17 protein-coding genes and 1 pseudogene are annotated in these 16,773 nt (G+C 56.2%); 1 reads left to right on the forward strand and 17 read right to left on the reverse strand.

The features are described 5' to 3' along the window. Nucleotides 1-86: 86 nt before the first annotated feature. The 11 genes and pseudogenes from trxB to ACTVIM_RS15255 form a co-directional block, all read right to left on the reverse strand. Complete coding sequence (trxB, locus tag ACTVIM_RS15205; RefSeq protein WP_033021515.1) at nt 87-1,043, reverse strand: thioredoxin-disulfide reductase; 957 nt, start codon at nt 1,041-1,043, stop codon at nt 87-89. A gap of 317 nt (nt 1,044-1,360) precedes the next feature. Next, nucleotides 1,361-2,833, reverse strand: coding sequence for a tetratricopeptide repeat protein (locus ACTVIM_RS15210; protein WP_033021517.1), 1,473 nt, complete (start codon nt 2,831-2,833; stop codon nt 1,361-1,363). A gap of 150 nt (nt 2,834-2,983) precedes the next feature. Then, entirely contained in the window at nt 2,984-3,634 is a 651-nt protein-coding gene (gene hisIE, locus ACTVIM_RS15215) for a bifunctional phosphoribosyl-AMP cyclohydrolase/phosphoribosyl-ATP diphosphatase HisIE (RefSeq protein ID WP_445613064.1), read from the reverse strand. Continuing rightward, a complete protein-coding gene (hisF, locus tag ACTVIM_RS15220; RefSeq protein WP_445613065.1) occupies nt 3,631-4,389 on the reverse strand; it encodes an imidazole glycerol phosphate synthase subunit HisF in 759 nt (252 codons plus the stop codon). The genes hisIE and hisF overlap by 4 nt, the downstream gene beginning before the upstream one ends. Further along, nucleotides 4,386-5,123, reverse strand: coding sequence for a 1-(5-phosphoribosyl)-5-[(5-phosphoribosylamino)methylideneamino]imidazole-4-carboxamide isomerase (hisA, locus tag ACTVIM_RS15225; RefSeq protein ID WP_445613066.1), 738 nt, complete (start codon nt 5,121-5,123; stop codon nt 4,386-4,388). Before hisA ends, hisF begins: the two co-directional genes overlap by 4 nt. Then, a complete protein-coding gene (gene hisH / locus ACTVIM_RS15230) occupies nt 5,123-5,764 on the reverse strand; it encodes an imidazole glycerol phosphate synthase subunit HisH (RefSeq protein WP_445613067.1) in 642 nt (213 codons plus the stop codon). The genes hisA and hisH overlap by 1 nt, the downstream gene beginning before the upstream one ends. A gap of 450 nt (nt 5,765-6,214) precedes the next feature. Further along, nucleotides 6,215-6,802, reverse strand: a complete 588-nt coding sequence (gene hisB / locus ACTVIM_RS15235) for an imidazoleglycerol-phosphate dehydratase HisB (RefSeq protein WP_445613068.1) — start codon at nt 6,800-6,802, stop codon at nt 6,215-6,217. Beyond that, nucleotides 6,802-8,085, reverse strand: a complete 1,284-nt coding sequence (gene hisD, locus ACTVIM_RS15240; protein WP_445613069.1) for a histidinol dehydrogenase — start codon at nt 8,083-8,085, stop codon at nt 6,802-6,804. Before hisD ends, hisB begins: the two co-directional genes overlap by 1 nt. A gap of 83 nt (nt 8,086-8,168) precedes the next feature. Continuing rightward, nucleotides 8,169-8,792, reverse strand: coding sequence for an ATP phosphoribosyltransferase (hisG, locus tag ACTVIM_RS15245; protein ID WP_033021543.1), 624 nt, complete (start codon nt 8,790-8,792; stop codon nt 8,169-8,171). 160 nt (nt 8,793-8,952) lie between these two features. Then, nucleotides 8,953-10,137: an ATP phosphoribosyltransferase regulatory subunit gene (locus tag ACTVIM_RS15250; protein ID WP_445613070.1), complete on the reverse strand. Its 1,185-nt coding sequence runs from the start codon at nt 10,135-10,137 to the stop codon at nt 8,953-8,955. 367 nt (nt 10,138-10,504) lie between these two features. Further along, nucleotides 10,505-10,645, reverse strand: a pseudogene (locus ACTVIM_RS15255) (acyltransferase); the annotation flags it as partial. Between the two features lie 509 nt (nt 10,646-11,154). Between ACTVIM_RS15255 and ACTVIM_RS15260 the strand changes: the two are divergent. Further along, nucleotides 11,155-11,724, forward strand: coding sequence for a type II toxin-antitoxin system PemK/MazF family toxin (locus ACTVIM_RS15260; RefSeq protein WP_144976331.1), 570 nt, complete (start codon nt 11,155-11,157; stop codon nt 11,722-11,724). 299 nt (nt 11,725-12,023) lie between these two features. On the opposite strand, the gene ACTVIM_RS15265 is transcribed toward ACTVIM_RS15260, so the two are convergent. The 6 genes from ACTVIM_RS15265 to ACTVIM_RS15290 form a co-directional block, all read right to left on the reverse strand. Further along, a complete protein-coding gene (locus tag ACTVIM_RS15265) occupies nt 12,024-12,521 on the reverse strand; it encodes an acyltransferase (RefSeq protein WP_445613071.1) in 498 nt (165 codons plus the stop codon). Continuing rightward, complete coding sequence (gene ppaX, locus ACTVIM_RS15270) at nt 12,518-13,186, reverse strand: pyrophosphatase PpaX (RefSeq protein WP_445613072.1); 669 nt, start codon at nt 13,184-13,186, stop codon at nt 12,518-12,520. The genes ACTVIM_RS15265 and ppaX overlap by 4 nt, the downstream gene beginning before the upstream one ends. Continuing rightward, nucleotides 13,183-14,121 carry a nucleoside recognition domain-containing protein gene (locus ACTVIM_RS15275; protein ID WP_445613073.1) on the reverse strand — a complete coding sequence of 313 codons (939 nt, stop codon included), beginning with the start codon at nt 14,119-14,121 and terminating at the stop codon, nt 13,183-13,185. Before ACTVIM_RS15275 ends, ppaX begins: the two co-directional genes overlap by 4 nt. 88 nt (nt 14,122-14,209) lie before the next feature. Beyond that, nucleotides 14,210-15,022: a prolipoprotein diacylglyceryl transferase gene (gene lgt / locus ACTVIM_RS15280; protein WP_445613074.1), complete on the reverse strand. Its 813-nt coding sequence runs from the start codon at nt 15,020-15,022 to the stop codon at nt 14,210-14,212. A gap of 141 nt (nt 15,023-15,163) precedes the next feature. After that, nucleotides 15,164-16,099: an HPr(Ser) kinase/phosphatase gene (gene hprK, locus ACTVIM_RS15285; protein ID WP_033017792.1), complete on the reverse strand. Its 936-nt coding sequence runs from the start codon at nt 16,097-16,099 to the stop codon at nt 15,164-15,166. A gap of 233 nt (nt 16,100-16,332) precedes the next feature. Beyond that, a complete protein-coding gene (locus tag ACTVIM_RS15290) occupies nt 16,333-16,695 on the reverse strand; it encodes a phage holin family protein (RefSeq protein ID WP_033017797.1) in 363 nt (120 codons plus the stop codon). Nucleotides 16,696-16,773 lie beyond the last annotated feature (78 nt).

Raw genomic sequence — 16,773 nt, forward strand, 5'->3', positions numbered from 1 at the left:
TACTTATAGCATACGACAACTGTGTTGCATTCGTGTTACAGCTGGGTTAAATCCCCATTACGGTTTTGTTGCGATTTCATGACCGGTTATTGGACTTGTTGCGCCTTCTGTTGTTCTTTCAACTCTTCCACGTAATGTTGGGCGCTTTGCGCGGCGATGCTGCCGTCGCCGGTCGCCGTCACGATTTGCCGGAGCGTTTTTTCGCGCACATCGCCAGCGGCAAAAATGCCCGGCACTTTCGTTTCCATTTTTTCGTTCGTGACAATATAGCCGTTTTCGTTTGTGATGCCAAGATGGGCAAACGGCTTCGAGAGCGGCACCATCCCGATGTAAATAAAGACGCCGTCGCACGGGAATTCGCGTTCTTCCCCTGTCTCCGTATGCACGAGCGTCACGCTGCCGACTTTGCCGTCCTTTTCGTTGATTTGTTTGACCGTATGATTCCAGATAAAATCGATTTTCTCATTGGCGAACGCCCGATCTTGCAAAATTTTTTGCGCCCGCAGCTTGTCGCGGCGGTGAACGATCGTCACTTTCCTAGCAAAGCGCGTCAAATAGACGCCTTCCTCGACCGCTGAATCGCCGCCGCCAACGACGACCAAGTCTTTTCCTTTGAAAAATGCCCCGTCGCACACCGCACAGTAGGAAACGCCGCGGCCGCCAAGCTCCGCTTCCCCCGGCACGCCGAGCTTTTTGTATTCGGCGCCGGTGGCGATAATGACCGCGCGCGCTTTATACTGTTTGTCACCGACGACCACCGTTTTGTACGATTCGCCGTCGATGATCTCCTTGACATCACCGTAAGCGTATTCGGCACCAAATTTTTTGGCGTGTTCAAACATTTTCGTCGCCAATTCGGGGCCGAGAATCGTCTCAAATCCGGGATAGTTCTCGACTTCCTCGGTGTTGACCATCTGTCCCCCCGGAACGCCGCGCTCAATCATGAGCGTCGACAAGTTGGCGCGCGATGTATACACAGCCGCCGTTAGCCCAGCCGGCCCGGCTCCGGCAATGATGACATCGTAAATCTTTTCATCTGCCACAACGTCCACTCCTTCGCTCGAAAGTCGCTTCATTTCCATCGTATCCGAGTCGGCGGCCAACGTCTATTGATTTGCTCATACCGAGGCGTTTTCCGCGCAAATCCCGTCGGCGAGCGGCGGAGTTCCTCCTCAGGTGGAAGGCAAAATGTTGCCCGTGGAACGTTTTCGTCAAAATCCCTCGCCGGCACGCGGTGATGTTCATCCTCAAACAGAGGGCGACCGCTGCCCATGGAACGTTTCCTCGCCCGCCCTCGCTCTTTGAAAGGGCTTCGAACGACCGCTGCATTAGCGAAAGCCTGTTTGACGGCCATCGCCGTTTATGGATCAAAACGGCGCGCTTTTCGCACGTATTTTTGCACTGTAGCCACCGAAAGACGGTATTTGGCGGCCATTCCTTTTTGCGTCACGCGCTCGCCTCGCTGACGGCGCCAAAGGTATTCCAACGCCGCCGCCCACGCTGCGCCGTTCGCAAACGGTTCATCTTGCGCCGACAAGCGGATAGCCATCGCAAAGGCGAAGCGACCGATCGCTTCTTTTTCCTCATTATGCGCCGAAAGCGCATCAATCATGCGACCGATGTTCACCGCCCGCATGGCGGGACCGTCAGCGCGGCCAAATAGAAAATAGTCGGCAAACGGGCGCAACCGCGGGTCCGATGGAAGCAAGCGACTGATCGCCAACGCCAGTTCCGCTTTTCCTGCCTGCGGCGAACGGCTGAACAAATACAGCCCGTACAACTGATCGGCCAATTCTTCTGTCTCAAGCCAGCGAACGATGCGCACAAGCGTCTCGTCGCCAAACGTGCGCTCCATCCAAGGCCCTTCCCCACGCTTTTCCGGATGCAGCGCGGCAAAACGCTCCCACACTTGGCGGGCGAGCGGCTCATGGCCAGTATGATAGGCCGCGTAAGCCAGCCAATAGTAAAACGGCCCATCGGCCTCAAATCCGCATTTGTACAAGCGGTGCAGCCAACGAAACGCCACATCGAAACGCCCGACTAATGCCATGGTGGCGCCCAGCTTGTATTGATGTTCGCGAAAAAGCGGATACAAACCGGCCAACGTGTCGCCGAGCGCTGCCGTCTGCTGCTCATCGCGCAGATAATGGGCAAACACAAGCGCGTTGCAAAGTGCATGCAAATTGCCGGGATCGTGCGCCAACACTTCCTCCAATTGGCGCTGCGCCCGCTCCACATCGCCGCTGTAAAAATAGGCGAGCGCCAAATTGTTGTGCGCCGGCCAAAATTCCGGGCGGCAGGCGATGATCGCCTTCAGCGTCTCGATCGCCTCCGCAAATTCGCCTTGCTCCAGCAAATAGCGGGCCCGCTCCTGCCAAGCCATGACCTGCTCCTGCTCCTCTGTCATCTCTTGAACGTCAAACTTGACCAGCTCAAGCAAGTCAGCGGCATCGTCGGCAAACTCGCCGTCCGGTTCATGCGTCAAATAGTGTTCGGCATATTGCCGCGCCTCTTGGAACAAGCCAAGACAGGCGAAATTGTTGGCCAAAAAGTAAAAACAGTCGTACATCGTTTCATCCAAATCATGGATGATGGCAAACAACCATTGATTGGAACTTTGGTATTCGCCGAGTTCCGACAGGACAAGAGCGAGCTGCAGAACGAACGAAGCGTCCCGTCCATCAAGACGGACGGCACGCTCCAAATATTTTTTGGCTTTGTATAAATCGCCTCGATCGTACGCTTTCATGCCTTTTTTAAAAAAATACTCCCCGCTCTGAATGAACGGCACAATCGTCGATTTTCTTGATGGTTGCTTCAGTCGTTTTCCCATTCTATCCTCCGTTGTTCGCAAACTTCATCGAACAACAGTATACCATATGAACAGCGAAAATAAGCAAGAAACTTCCGGATTCATCGCCTGCTTCTTGACAGTCCGCGCAACAGAAACAAGCGCGATTTTTAGGCCGGCTTGGCCGCTCGCCTATGCCTTTTTCGTCTCTTTGCTTGTTTTTTGCGCATGCCGCTCAGCAAGCGTCTCCAGCACCGCGTCAAGCGGCAGTTTTTGCTCGCGCAACAGCACAAGCAAATGGTACAACAAATCGGCCGCTTCCCATTTCAGCTCCTCGTGGCTTCGGTTTTTCGCCGCGATGATCACTTCGGCCGCTTCTTCGCCGACCTTTTTCAAAATTTTATCGACGCCTTTTTCAAACAAATACGTCGTATACGCTCCTTCCGGCCGTTCGGCGTCGCGCTGGGCGATGATTTGTTCCAGCTCATGCAAAATCGCGAACCGGTCGGCCGCCGGCGTGCGCGCTGCGCCGTCAAGCGTGCGGGAAAAGCACGAATACGTCCCCGTGTGGCACGCCGGACCCGCCGGCTCCACCAACACGAGGAGTGTGTCGGCGTCGCAGTCGTAGCGGATGTCGACCACCCGCTGCACGTTTCCCGACGTCGCCCCTTTATGCCACAGCGCTTGGCGCGAGCGGCTGTAAAACCACGTTTCCCCCGTCGCGAGCGTTTTTTCGAGCGACTCTTTGTTCATATAGGCGAGCATGAGCACCTCTTTGCTTTGCGCGTCTTGAACGATGGCGGGCACCAGCCCGTTGTCGTCAAAGCGAATGTCGGCTGTCATCGCACGTTCACTCCTCTTTCTTTCAAGTACGCCTTCACTTGACCGACCGATGTCTCTTTGTAATGGAAAATCGACGCCGCCAGCGCCGCGTCTGCTTTTCCTTTTTCGAACGCTTCCCAAAAATGCTCGGCCTTGCCGGCGCCGCCCGAGGCGATGACCGGAACCGGGACCGCTTCGCTCACCCGCCGCGTCAACTCGAGGTCAAAGCCGTTTTTCCCGCCGTCGGCATCCATGCTCGTCAGCAAAATCTCCCCAGCGCCAAGGCGCACCGCTTCGTTCGCCCAAGCGACGACTTCCCATTCTGTTGCGTTGCGGCCGCCGTGCGTATAGACGCGCCATGACTGAAGCGTGTCATCGTATTTCGCATCAATCGCAACGACGATGCATTGCGAGCCGAAAAAGTCCGCCCCTTCGGTGATCAAAGCGGGACGAAGCACCGCGGCCGTATTGAGCGACACTTTGTCCGCCCCGGCGCGCAACATGCGTTTCATATCGTCAAGCGAATGAATGCCGCCGCCGACCGTAAACGGAATGGCAAGCTGAGCAGCGACGCGCTCGACGACATCGACCATCGTTTTCCGCCCTTCGTGCGAGGCGGAAATGTCCAAAAACACGAGCTCGTCCGCCCCTTGCTCATCGTACGCCTTCGCCAGCTCGACCGGGTCGCCGGCATCGCGCAGCTGGACAAACTGCACCCCTTTGACAACGCGGCCGTCTTTTACGTCCAAGCACGGGATGATGCGCTTCGTAATCACCGCTCGTTCACCGCCTTCAGCGCTTCCGCGAGCGTAAATTGATTGGTGTACAGCGCCTTGCCGACGATCGCCCCGCCGATGCCTTGACCGGCGTATTCGCGAAGCGCGCGCAAATCGTCGAGCGAGCGCACGCCGCCGGAGGCAATCACTTCTTTTCCCGTCGCCTCCGCCAGCCGGACCGCCGCAGCGATGTTGGGCCCCGACAGTGTGCCGTCGGTCGCAATATCGGTGAAAATAAACGTCTCCGCCCCCGCCTCGGCAAGCATCCTTCCGAGCTCTTCCGCTTTCACGTTCGATGTTTGCACCCAGCCGTCCGTCGCCACGAAACCGTCGCGGGCGTCGATGCCGATGGCGATCCGGCGGCCGTATTTTTTCAACATCTCTTTCACAAACGGCGGGTCGGCAATGGCCGCGCTTCCTAAAATGACACGGGCGACGCCGCGCTCCAAATAGTAGGCGACATCATCCTCGGTGCGAATGCCGCCGCCGACTTGGACGTTCACTGGAAATCGGCGGGCCGCTTCAATGACAAACCGGTCGTTGACGCGCCGCCCTTCTTTCGCCCCATCTAAATCGACCATATGAATCCACTCCGCCCCTTGGGCGGCGAACTGTTCGGCCATCGCGACCGGCGAATCGCCGTACACCGTTTCTTTGCTGTAATCGCCTTGCAGCAGGCGGACGCATTTACCGCCGCGCATATCGATCGCCGGATAAATCGTAAACGATGCCATCAGCCATTCTCCCTTCCTGTGGCGATGCCGACATAGTTGCGTAAGATGTGCATGCCGACCGCGCCGCTTTTTTCTGGGTGAAACTGTGTGCCAAACACGTGGCCGCGCCCAACGACCGCCGGGACGTCGACATCGTATTCGCTGCTGGCGAGCACGACCTCTTCGTCGCCCGGGACGACGTAATACGAATGGACAAAATACACATGCCCTTCCTCGACACCGTCAAGAAGCGGCGACGGACGATGAAAGCGAAGCTGATTCCAGCCCATGTGCGGCACTTTGTACGGCTCGCCGGCTTTCGTCACGCCCGGAAAGCGGACGACGCGGCCGCGAAGCAGCCCGAGCCCTTCGGTCGGCCCGTTTTCCTCGCTTTCGTCAAACAACAGCTGCATCCCTAAACAAATGCCGAGCAACGGCGTACCGTTTTCAGCCGCTGAACGGATAAAAGCAGCTAAACCTGTTTCGTTTAAAATGTGCATCGCATCGCGGAACGAGCCGACGCCGGGCAAAATGAGCCCGTCTGCCCGTGCCAGCTCCTCGTTGTCACCGCTCACGATATACGGACAGCCGAGCCGCTCGAGCGCTTTGCTGACGCTGTATAAGTTGCCCATGCCATAGTCGATGATCCCGATCATCGTCATCCCATTCCTTTCTTCGCTGATCCATGCCCATCCCTTTGTTCAATGAACAACGGTATGACGGCATGCTTTTTTACAGCGCTCCCTTCATGCGCAAACCTCTCCTTGGCATCCGGTCGCCTTCCCTGCACCCGCGGAGCTTTTCCCATAGGAAGCGCCGCCCTCGATTCGGCCGCCTTCCCTGCGCTCGCGAAGCTTTTGCCACAGGAAGCGCCGCCCTCGACTTGGAACACCTTCCCTGCGCTCGCGAAACCTTTCCCCACGGGGAGCGCCCCCTCGATCCGGACGCCTTCCCCGCGCCCGCGAAGCTTTTGCCACAGGAAGCGCCGCCCTCGACTTGGAACACCTTCCCTGCGCTCGCGAAACCTTTCCCCACGGGGGCGCCACCCTCGACCCGGACGCCTTCCCTGCGGCCGCGAAACTTTTCCCACAGGGAGCGCCGCCTTCGATCGGTTAGAGCATCCCTTTCGTCGACGGGACGCCTTTGACGCGCGGGTCGACCATCGTCGCTTCATCGAGCGCCCGCCCGAGCGCTTTAAACACCGCTTCGATCATATGGTGGGTATTGCGCCCGTAATGAACGATGACATGCAAGTTCATCCGCGCCTCTAGCGCCAGCTTCCATAAAAACTCATGCACAAGCTCGACATCGAACGTGCCGACTTTCGCCGCCGGAAATTCGCCGCGAAATTCCAAATGCGGGCGGTTGCTCAAGTCGATCACGACTTGTGCCAGCGCATCGTCCATCGGCACAAACGCGTGGCCGTACCGCTTGATTCCTTTTTTGTCGCCGAGCGCTTCTTTGATCGCCTGTCCGAGGCAAATGCCGATATCTTCGGTCGTATGGTGATCGTCAATATGCGTATCGCCTTTCGCGTCAACAAACAAGTCAAACTGGCCGTGTTTCGCAAACAAATCAAGCATATGGGTCAAAAACGGCACGCCGGTCTCGAGCTCCGTCTTCCCTTCACCGTCTAGCGAAAACGCTAGCTGAATGCTTGTCTCCTTCGTCGTTCTTGCAATCGTCGCCTCTCTCGCCATTATCGTTCCCCTCTTTCTCGTTTCAGCCGCATCTCAACCGCGCGCGCGTGCGCCTCCAGCCCCTCGAGGCGGGCAAACGCGGCGATTTTGTCGCCATGTTGTTTCAAGGCGGCTTCACTGTAAACGATCACGCTTGATTTTTTCACAAACTCATCGACGCTCAAGCCGCTTGAGAATCTCGCCGTGCCGTTGGTTGGCAGCACGTGGTTCGGCCCGGCGAAATAGTCGCCGACCGGCTCAGAGCTGAAGCGGCCGAAAAACATCGCCCCGGCATGGCGAAGCTTCCCTAACAGCGCCATTGGCTCCGCCGTCATCACTTCCAAATGCTCGGGCGCCAGCTCATTGACCGCCTCAACGGCCTCATCAAGCGTCTCGGTCACATAAATGGCCCCGTAGGTTTCCAGCGCCGCTTGGGCGATCTCGCGGCGCGGCAGCGTCTCAAGCTGCCGTTCCACCTCGCTCGCCACCGCCAAGGCAAGTTTCATTGAAGGCGTTACTAAAATGGCTGACGCCCGCACGTCATGCTCGGCCTGTGACAACAAATCCGCCGCAATCTCATCCGGGCGGGCCGTCTCATCCGCGAGCACAACAATTTCGCTCGGCCCGGCGATCATGTCGATCGCCACATGCCCGAACACTTCCCGTTTCGCCAACGCCACATAAATGTTGCCCGGTCCGAAAATTTTATCGACCGGCCGAATCGTTTCCGTTCCATACGCCAGCGCCGCGATCGCCTGCGCGCCGCCGACTTTGTAAATTTCCGCCACCCCAAGTTCATACGCCGCCGCCAGCACCCCAGCCGGCAGCGTGCCGTTTTTGTTTGGCGGCGAGGTGATGACAATCCGCTTCACTCCCGCCACTTGCGCAGGAATGACGTTCATCAGCACGGACGACGGATAGGCGGCCGTCCCGCCCGGCACATACAGCCCGACGGCGTCAAGCGGCGTCACCTTTTGCCCGAGAATCGTGCCGTCTTCGTTCGTCATCCACCATGATTGGCGCTTTTGCCGCTCGTGATAGGCGCGAATGTGGGCCGCCGCTTCGCGAATGATCTCCAGCGTCTCTGCGCTCATGGACGCATGCGCGCGCTCCATTTCCGCTTCCGTCACCCGCAGCGAATCCAGCTTGACGCCGTCAAACCGTTCCGTATATTCTTTCAGCGCCGCATCGCCCCGGGCGCGCACCGCGGCGATGATATCGAGCACGGCTCGGCGCTGCTCCTCCGTTCCGCTTTCAATCGTCCGCCTTAGCGAGACGCCGCCTTGGATTCGTTCGATTTTCATGGCTTTTCTCCTTTCCATCCGATGGCTTTTTGGACGCTTTCCCCGTCTTTTGCGTCTCTCGTCTATGCACCGTTCCGTTTGCCTCACCGCTCGGGAATGACCGCCGCGAGCCGATCGACCAGCCGCTCGATCTCCCCGCTGTTTAACCGGTAGCTAGCCGGATTGGCAATCAGGCGCGACGTCACCTCGGCGATTCGTTCAAGCTCGACAAGCCCGTTTTCTTTCAACGTCCGCCCCGTGGAAACGATGTCCACAATCCGGTCGGCTAGACCTATGAGCGGAGCGAGTTCAATCGATCCGTTCAGGCGGATGATTTCCACTTGCTCGCCTTGTTCGCGAAAATACGTCGACGCGATGTTCGGATATTTCGTCGCCACCCTTGGGGCGATTTCATTCATCTTGACGCCGGGCAGCCCGGCGACGGCCAGATGGCAGCGGCTGATGCGCAAATCGAGCAGCTCATAGACGTTTCGTTCTTCCTCCATTAAAACGTCTTTCCCCGCTATGCCTAGGTCGGCCACTCCGTGCTCCACATACGTCACCACATCCATCGGTTTCGCCAAAATAAAGCGCATTTGTTCCTCAGTGACATCAATGACGAGCTTGCGCGATTCGGCAAACTCCGGCGGCAGCGCATAATCCGCTCGGCGCAGCAGCTCGACCGCCTCGTCAAAAATGCGTCCTTTCGGCATCGCAATCGTCAGCATCCCGTCTTCCTCCCTGCTTGTCGTCATGCGTCAGCGCCACGCTCTCGCTAACGCCCCTTCCGTCAAACCGCCATCCCTTTAAAGATTGCGGCACGCCCGTCCGCAGGTGCGAACCAGCGGGTTGAATGGCTGTTGTCCGCGTTCTCCCACGTCGTGACGCTCATTGCCCCTCGCGCCCGCTTCGGCCAAGCAAATAGACGATCGACCGATAGCGCTGGCTGTAGGCGTCAATATCGCGAATGCCGGCGATATGCTGCAAGACGACGCGGCGCCCTTCCGCCCGCTTCGCCTCGGCGAGCTCGACCGCCTCCGCCAACCGCTCTTGGCTGAACACGATGCACTCGATCTCCTCGCGCACATCCGTCTCGCCAACCGCCTCGATCAGCCGATCGACGCGCAGGCCAAACCCCGTCGCCGGCGCCGGCCGGGAAAACTTCGCCAGCAACTCATCATACCGCCCGCCGTTGCCGATCGGGAATCCCACTTGCTCGGCGTACACTTCAAACAAAATGCCGGTGTAATAGCTCATATGGCTGACCAACGCCATATCGAGCTTCACCGCCTCGGCCACCCCATACGTCTCAAGCGCCGCAAACAGCGCGGCCACCTCATCGGCGGCTTGCTGCCCTTCCCCGCTCGAAGCCAGCGCTTTCGCCGCCTCGATCGCCTCGCGGCCGCCGCGCAAGGAAAGAAGAGCCAACAGCCGCTTTTGATCAATCGACGAAAGCGGCAACGACTTCACATGCTCGCGATAGCCGACATAATTTTTTTCATATAAGAAGCGGCGCAGCACACTCGCCCGCTCTTCATTCCCTAAAATCTCCAAAAAGAGCGCATTGACATAACCGATATGGCCGATGGCCACCGAAAAGCGGCCAAGCCCTACGCGCTTCAGCAGTGCGGCCATCAGACTGATCACCTCAGCGTCGGCCGCCACCGTGCCATCGCCGATCAGCTCGACGCCGATCTGCTCAAACTCCGCTGGCCGCCCGCCTTCGCGCTGCTGGGCGCGAAACACGTTGGCGTTGTACGCCAACCGGAGCGGGTTGCCGTCCTCATACAGCCTTGACGCCGCCACCCGGGCGATCGGCGCCGTCATATCGGGCCGCAGTACGAGCGTGTGCCCTTGCTGGTCCAAGAGCTTAAACAGCCGATGATCGGCGATCGCCGACGCCGCCCCGACCGTTTCATAATACTCAAGCGTCGGCGTTTCGATAAACTCATAGCCCCAGCGCTCGATTTCTTCCGCCATCACCGAGCGCACCTGCTTTTTCATTTCATATAAAAACGGCAGCGTATCGCGCATGCCTAACGGTTTCTCAAACATGAACAGCCTTTTTGCCATGTCCCCACGCCCTTTATCAAAATGCTTTAGTTTGCTAATATGGTAGAGAAGTGAAGTTATTAGTAGTTTACTCCTTTGCGACCATAGCGTCAAGAGGAAACGCGCCATCTGCAATAAAATGGACAAGGACTCTTCCAGACGAAGAAACGCCTGTCCATTTCGCTCCGCCTCGTGCATGCGGCTGCTCCCGAAATCTCCAAGGCACAAAAGAACGCCGAATCGTTGAATATGTAGAAGCGACAAGAAGTCATGCTTCCGGATACGAAAGAGAACCTTCGTCGTGGAACAGAGAACTCTTACTTCATAAAAATGGTTTGTTCATTCATTTTGCCATTTTTTCTCTCCGCAAACAAAAAACCCGCCCCCGTTACTCGGAAGGCGGTTCGTTCGTGCGGACGATGCGCATCGGGCAGCCGGCGACCATGGCCCCGGGCGGGACGTCTTGATGGACGATGGTGCCGGCGGCGACGACGGCGCGGTCGCCGATCACGACGCGGTATACAAGTGTAAGAACAACGATTGCTCGTTTTACTAGGCCAATCTTCACCGGATGATGATGAAGGGGCGCTTACATTTTATGTAAGATCCCCAAACCTTCGAGTCGTGGTACTGATTCCGGAAATTCCTGTTTGACTTTGCCCTGTTGGCCCATTATCGTTCATCAAGCGGAAGGTCAATTGGTCCCGATTGGCCGTGTCACCGCATATTCTGGGGCTCGTGTTAGCGTACCACGTCAACTTCGAAATGTCCTCCCTCCTGCATGACGAGGACATTCTGAAGTTCATCCATGACAGGCATGTCGATTTCGCATCAGACGGTGTTCTTTATCTTTTTTCATAAACTATTCGATGTCTCATTGTTATAATTGTTGAAGAACAATCCTTCTAAATGGGATGGGAGCTTTAAAAATCATGTAGCTGAATGTGACATAGACAGTATGTCTGCGGTCGCCAGAAATTTGAACATTAAACAGACAACATTTCGTTCATCTATGATAGCGGAAAGAGAGGAGAGGCCATGTTCAAAAAATTGCATGAGAATAAAGATTTAGTAGGAGCAATGAATAAACAGCTCATGGAACTGCAAAAGATCATTGAAAATATGGACGAAAAACGGGGAAAAATATTTATCGAGTGGCTTGGAACACAAAACAAATATCTCGTCTGGGAAGAAACGTTTGACCCCTCTTATCTCCGGGCTTATAAGCGATCAGAAATCGTTTTAGCACACTTTGGTTTTAATGTAGGTGCTGAATTTGGCGGCATGCACTATGCTGTTGTGATTCGTGATAGTTCAAAAAACAATCCCGTCGTCAACGTGGTTCCTTTATCTTCGTTAGACGAAAATGAAACAGAACAGGATGTACATAAAGACTCAGTCTTTCTAGGTACGATTGAGGGACTAAATGAAAAGAGGGCAGTGGCCATTCCAAACCAAATGCGGCCTATAAGTAAAATTCGCATTTTCAAACCTAAAAAAGCAAAGGACGATGTTTTCAAATTAACTAGCGAACAAATGGATCTGATTGACGAAAAAATCCGTAGGATGTACACTAAACTTAAAAAAGATCCAGGAAATTACTCTTGACACTTCTTTCAACATGATTTATCATTTTCTTGGAATGACATTTAGAAAACAAGCATACGATAAATAATGCCCTTTGAGTGCCTTAAACTCAAGTGCGGCCAAAAATATTTTTCAACTGACCGTCACATGCACGGTCCAAAAGGAAAAGCCGTCCCGTTGCGGGACGGCTTTTTACGTGTTTCTCTGAATTTTCGTCTTATAAACGGTTCATCTTGAATTTCCATTCATGTAAACCACAGCTCTATGTCGCCTAAGGAGGACCCTATTTGCTCCTGATTACCAAAGAAAACCCGCCCCCGTTACTCGGAAGGCGGTTCGTTCGTGCGGACGATGCGCATCGGGCAGCCGACGACCATGGCCCCGGGCGGGACGTCTTGATGGACGACGGTGCCGGCGGCGACGACGGCGCGGTCGCCGATCACGACGCCAGGCAAAATGGTCGAATTGGCGCCGATCATCACCTCATCGCCGATCACGACGTCGCCAAGGCGGTATTCGTCCACTAAATATTCGTGGGCGAGAATCGTCGTGTTGTAGCCAATGACGCAGTTGCGGCCGATGCGGATTTTTTCCGGGAAGAGAATATCCGGCATGACCATAAAGGCAAGCGCCGTTTGCTCGCCGATCTTCATGCCGAGAAACGTGCGATACAGCCAGTTTTTCAGCGGCAAAAACGGCGTGTAGCGCCCGATTTGGATCACGATCACGTTTTTCAGCACTTTCCAAAACGAGACGGTGCGGTACAATTGCCAGAGCGAGTTCGCCCCGCAGACGGGGTATTTGGTCGTTCGTCTCACCGGGAGGACGCTTCCTCCTTCCGTTCGTTGATGCCGACAATGGCCAGCAAATCGCTCATTTTTTCCAACATATAGTCCGGTTCATATTGTTCCAAATACCCGCGGCCTTTAATCGCCCAGGCAACGCCGGCCGTTTTGACGCCGGCGTTTTTGCCGGCCAAAATGTCGTGGTAGTTGTCGCCGACCATGAGCGCCTCATCCGGTGTCGACTGAAGCGCCTCAAGCGCCTTATGAATCGGTTCGGGATCCGGCTTGGGACGGCGGACGTCATCAAGACCGATGACACATGAGAAAAACGGCTCAAGCCGCGTTTTTCGCAAGCCCATGAGCGCCGTGTCATGCATTTTCGTCGTTACGACGCCAAGGCGAAATCCATGGCGGTGCAGCGTTTCGATCGTCTCATACACGGTGTCAAACTCGCGGATCAATTCGTCATGGCGAGCGTGGTTGAACGTGCGGTACGTCTTCACCATCTCCTCGACCCGTTCCGGATCGAGCGAGCTGAACGTCTCGTACAGCGACGGGCCGATGAACGGCAAGACGTCCTCACGCCCGTAGCGGCCCGGGTAGTACTTCTCCAGCGTATGCAAAAACGACTGGATGATCAGCTCATTCGTATCAATCAACGTTCCATCAAGGTCAAATAAGATCGTGCGAATCGTCATGATGCGGCTTCCTTTCTCATCGGGTGTTCAAAACGGCGCCAAAGGAATGCGACCGCCATCGTCAACAGCACAGCCGTAACGAGGCGAATGACCAACAACGGCCAGACCGGGATGCCAAGCGGAACGAAAATGAGCGTGTCCTCGACAACGGCATGGCAAGAAACGAGAAAAATAAACGCCAACGTCAAATCGCGCTTCGAGACGCCGTCTTCTTTCGCCGCCTGAATCATCACCCCCGCCCCATAAGCGAGGCCGAACACAAAGCCGGCCGCGAGCGTGAGCGACGTGTTCGCGCTCATGCCGAGCATCTTGGTCACCGGCGCCATCCAGCGCGAAAACGTCTCAATCCAGTGGCGTTCTTTCAATACTTGAATGATCGTCATTAGCGGAATGACAATCGCGACCAGCTGCACGATGCCGGTGGCCGCTTTTTTCAGCGCCGCCAACGCGATCGCCCCCCAGCCGACCGGCGGTGCAGCCTCATGTGTTATAAAGCCGTATTGGGCGGCCTCATGCCCCCCGTCCCATAAATGAGCGATCAGCAACCCGGATACAACGGCCAAGCCAATGCGCACGGCGAGCATGAGCCAAACGCTCATTCCCGTGCGCGAGGCGACGGAAGACTCGACGATCAAGTTATGGGAAAAAGAAAGCATGATCGCCAAAATCAATACTTCTTTCACCGTAAACTCAATCGTCAACATCGCCCCGATCGCCGCGTACAGCCCGAGCAGATTGCCGAGCACCAGCGGAACGGCCGCATCGCCGGATAAGCCGAACCACTTCATCAAGGGAGTGACAAAGTCGATCAGCCATGAAAATAAAGGCGTCGGCTGCAACAACGCCAAAACGAGCGTCACCGGAAAAATGATTTTGCCGAGCGCCCATGACGTCTTCAGCCCGGCGATGACGCCGCGCTGCAATGTTCCGATCATATCTCCTCTCTCCTTCGCTTGTCTTTATGATGTCGTGTGGCCTTTTCGCCGCCCCTTTCCCTAGTCACACCTCAACGGACTAGAGCGGTTACTCGTCTTGATATCTTGCTTCGGCCCATCCTTTCGCCCGGCGCACGATCCACAGCACGATCGACAGCACGATCAACGTCACGGATACGACTTGGGCCGCACGCAGACTGCCGGCCAGCATCAAGCTGTCGGTGCGCATCCCTTCAATCCAGAAACGGCCCACCGAATACCAAATTAAATAGGATAAAAACAACTCACCGCGCCGCAAATTGACGCGCCGCAGCCAAAGAAGCAAGAAAAAGCCGACGAGGTTCCAAAGCGACTCATACAAAAAAGTCGGATGCCAATAACGGCCGTCAATATACATTTGATTGATGATCCAATCGGGTAAATGCAAGTTTTCCAAAAACGCGCGCGACACCGGACCGCCGTGCGCCTCCTGATTCATAAAGTTGCCCCAGCGCCCGATCGCCTGCCCTAAAATGATGCTCGGGGCGGCAATATCAGCAAGCTTCCAAAACGACAGCCCGCGCACGCGGGCGAACACCGCGCCGGTCGCCACGGCCCCGATCAACCCTCCGTGAATGGCAAGGCCTCCTTCCCAGATTTTCGGAATCTCAGAAAGATGCTTTGAATAATAGTTCCATTCAAACAGCACGTAGTACGTCCGCGCGCAGACAATGGCGATCGGCACAGCAAACAGCACCAAATCGACAAACGTCTCTTTCGGCAAGCCGCGCCGCACCCCTTCGCGCGTCGCGAGCCACAGCCCGATCAAAACGCCGGTGCCGATAATGACGCCATACCAATATATTGTAATCGGACCAAGGTGCAAAAACACGCGGTCAAGCGGCTGAATCGCAGACTCCATCTTTCCACCTCCTATGGTGCGTATCAGGCAAGGACGAATGCCGCGCTCAAGATGCCTCCAATGCGCACGAAGGCGGCTTAAATCACGGGGGGAACGAACGCCGTTGTCTCCCGCCACCCGCCTCCTGTTCGCGGTCCACCGTTACTCGTAATCGGGCGCTCCATCCTCGATGGCATCGCTCAAGCGCGCCGAAAACTCCTCAGCGGCGTTGACGCCCATGCGTTTTAACCGGAAGTTCATCGCCGCCACTTCCACAATGACGGCTAAGTTGCGTCCGGGGCGGACCGGAATGGTCAGTTTCGGCAGTTCGGTATCCAATATTTTTACTTTTTCTTCCTCGAGCCCGAGCCGGTCGTACTGCTTTTCCGGATCCCACAGCTCCAAATCGATGACGAGCGAGATGCGCTTATGCGTCCGCACCGCTCCTGCGCCGAACAGCGTCATCATATTGATGATGCCAAGCCCGCGAATTTCCAGCAAATGCTCGATCAATTCGGGCGCGCTGCCGACCAACGTGTCCTCGTCTTCTTGGCGGATTTCCACGCAATCGTCGGCGACCAAGCGGTGGCCGCGCTTCACGAGCTCCAGCGCCGTCTCGCTCTTGCCGACGCCGCTTTTGCCGGTGATCAATACACCGACCCCATACACATCGACCAGCACTCCATGCACCGCGGTCGTAGGGGCGAGCTTGCTTTCCAAATAGTTTGTCAATCGGCTTGAGAGCCGGGTCGTTTTCATCGTTGAACGCATCACCGGCACCGACTGGCGCTCGGACGCTTCGATCAGTTCGGGCGGCACTTCAAGCCCGCGCGAAACGACGATCCCCGGCGTAATGTCGGTGCAAAGCCGCTCCATCCGCGACCGTTTTTCTTCCGGCGTCAACGTTTCGTAAAACGACAGCTCGGTCCGCCCAAGCAGCTGCAAGCGCTCCGCCGGATAATAAGCGAAATAGCCGGCCATCTCAATGCCCGGCCGCGACAAGTCGCTCGTCGTAATCGGGCGGTAAATGCCCTCGGCGCCGCTGACGAGCTCGAGCTGGAACTGTTCGATGATGTCTTTCGTCCGCACTTTTGGCATACTCGGCCTTTCTCCCCTTTCCTCATCTTTTTCCATTGTAGCACGTTTCGTTTCGTCATTGAATGGAAAACAACGGCGAAAACAAAATCGGGACGGCTTCCCCGTCCCGATTCAGCCCCCGTCGAACCGAAATGATGCGCAACGCACCGTCTAGGCGCCGCTCCGTTCCGCGTCTCGATCGATTCACGCCGCGGCGGAAAACGACGGCGCCCCTTTCATCGATCGCGCTTCCGTTACGAGCGGTCGCGCAGCGGCTCAATAATCGCCTTTTGCACAAGCAAATGGAAAAACGACAACACGATCGACGCGAGCAGCGCGGTGCCAAAACCGCCGATTTGAAACGCATCTCCCATCAACCCGGCCGTCATCATAAGCGTGATGGCGTTGATCACAAACAAAAACAAACCGAGCGTTAACACCGTTACCGGCAGCGTCAATAAAATGAGGACTGGGCGGACGACGGCGTTAAGCACCGCCAAAATGAGGCTGGCCACAAACGCCGCCCCCACCCCGCTGAAATGAATGTCGTCAAAATAGCCGTCAATCGCCATTAACAACACCGTATTTACGACAACTCCGATCAACCAATTGAGCATGGCCTCACCATCTTTTCTGTAATCTTCCGCGTTGAAACGCCATCGTCGGCCTATGTCGCCTTGAACCGACGGCCATCA

The organism is Geobacillus sp. YF-1 (genome assembly GCF_052692335.1).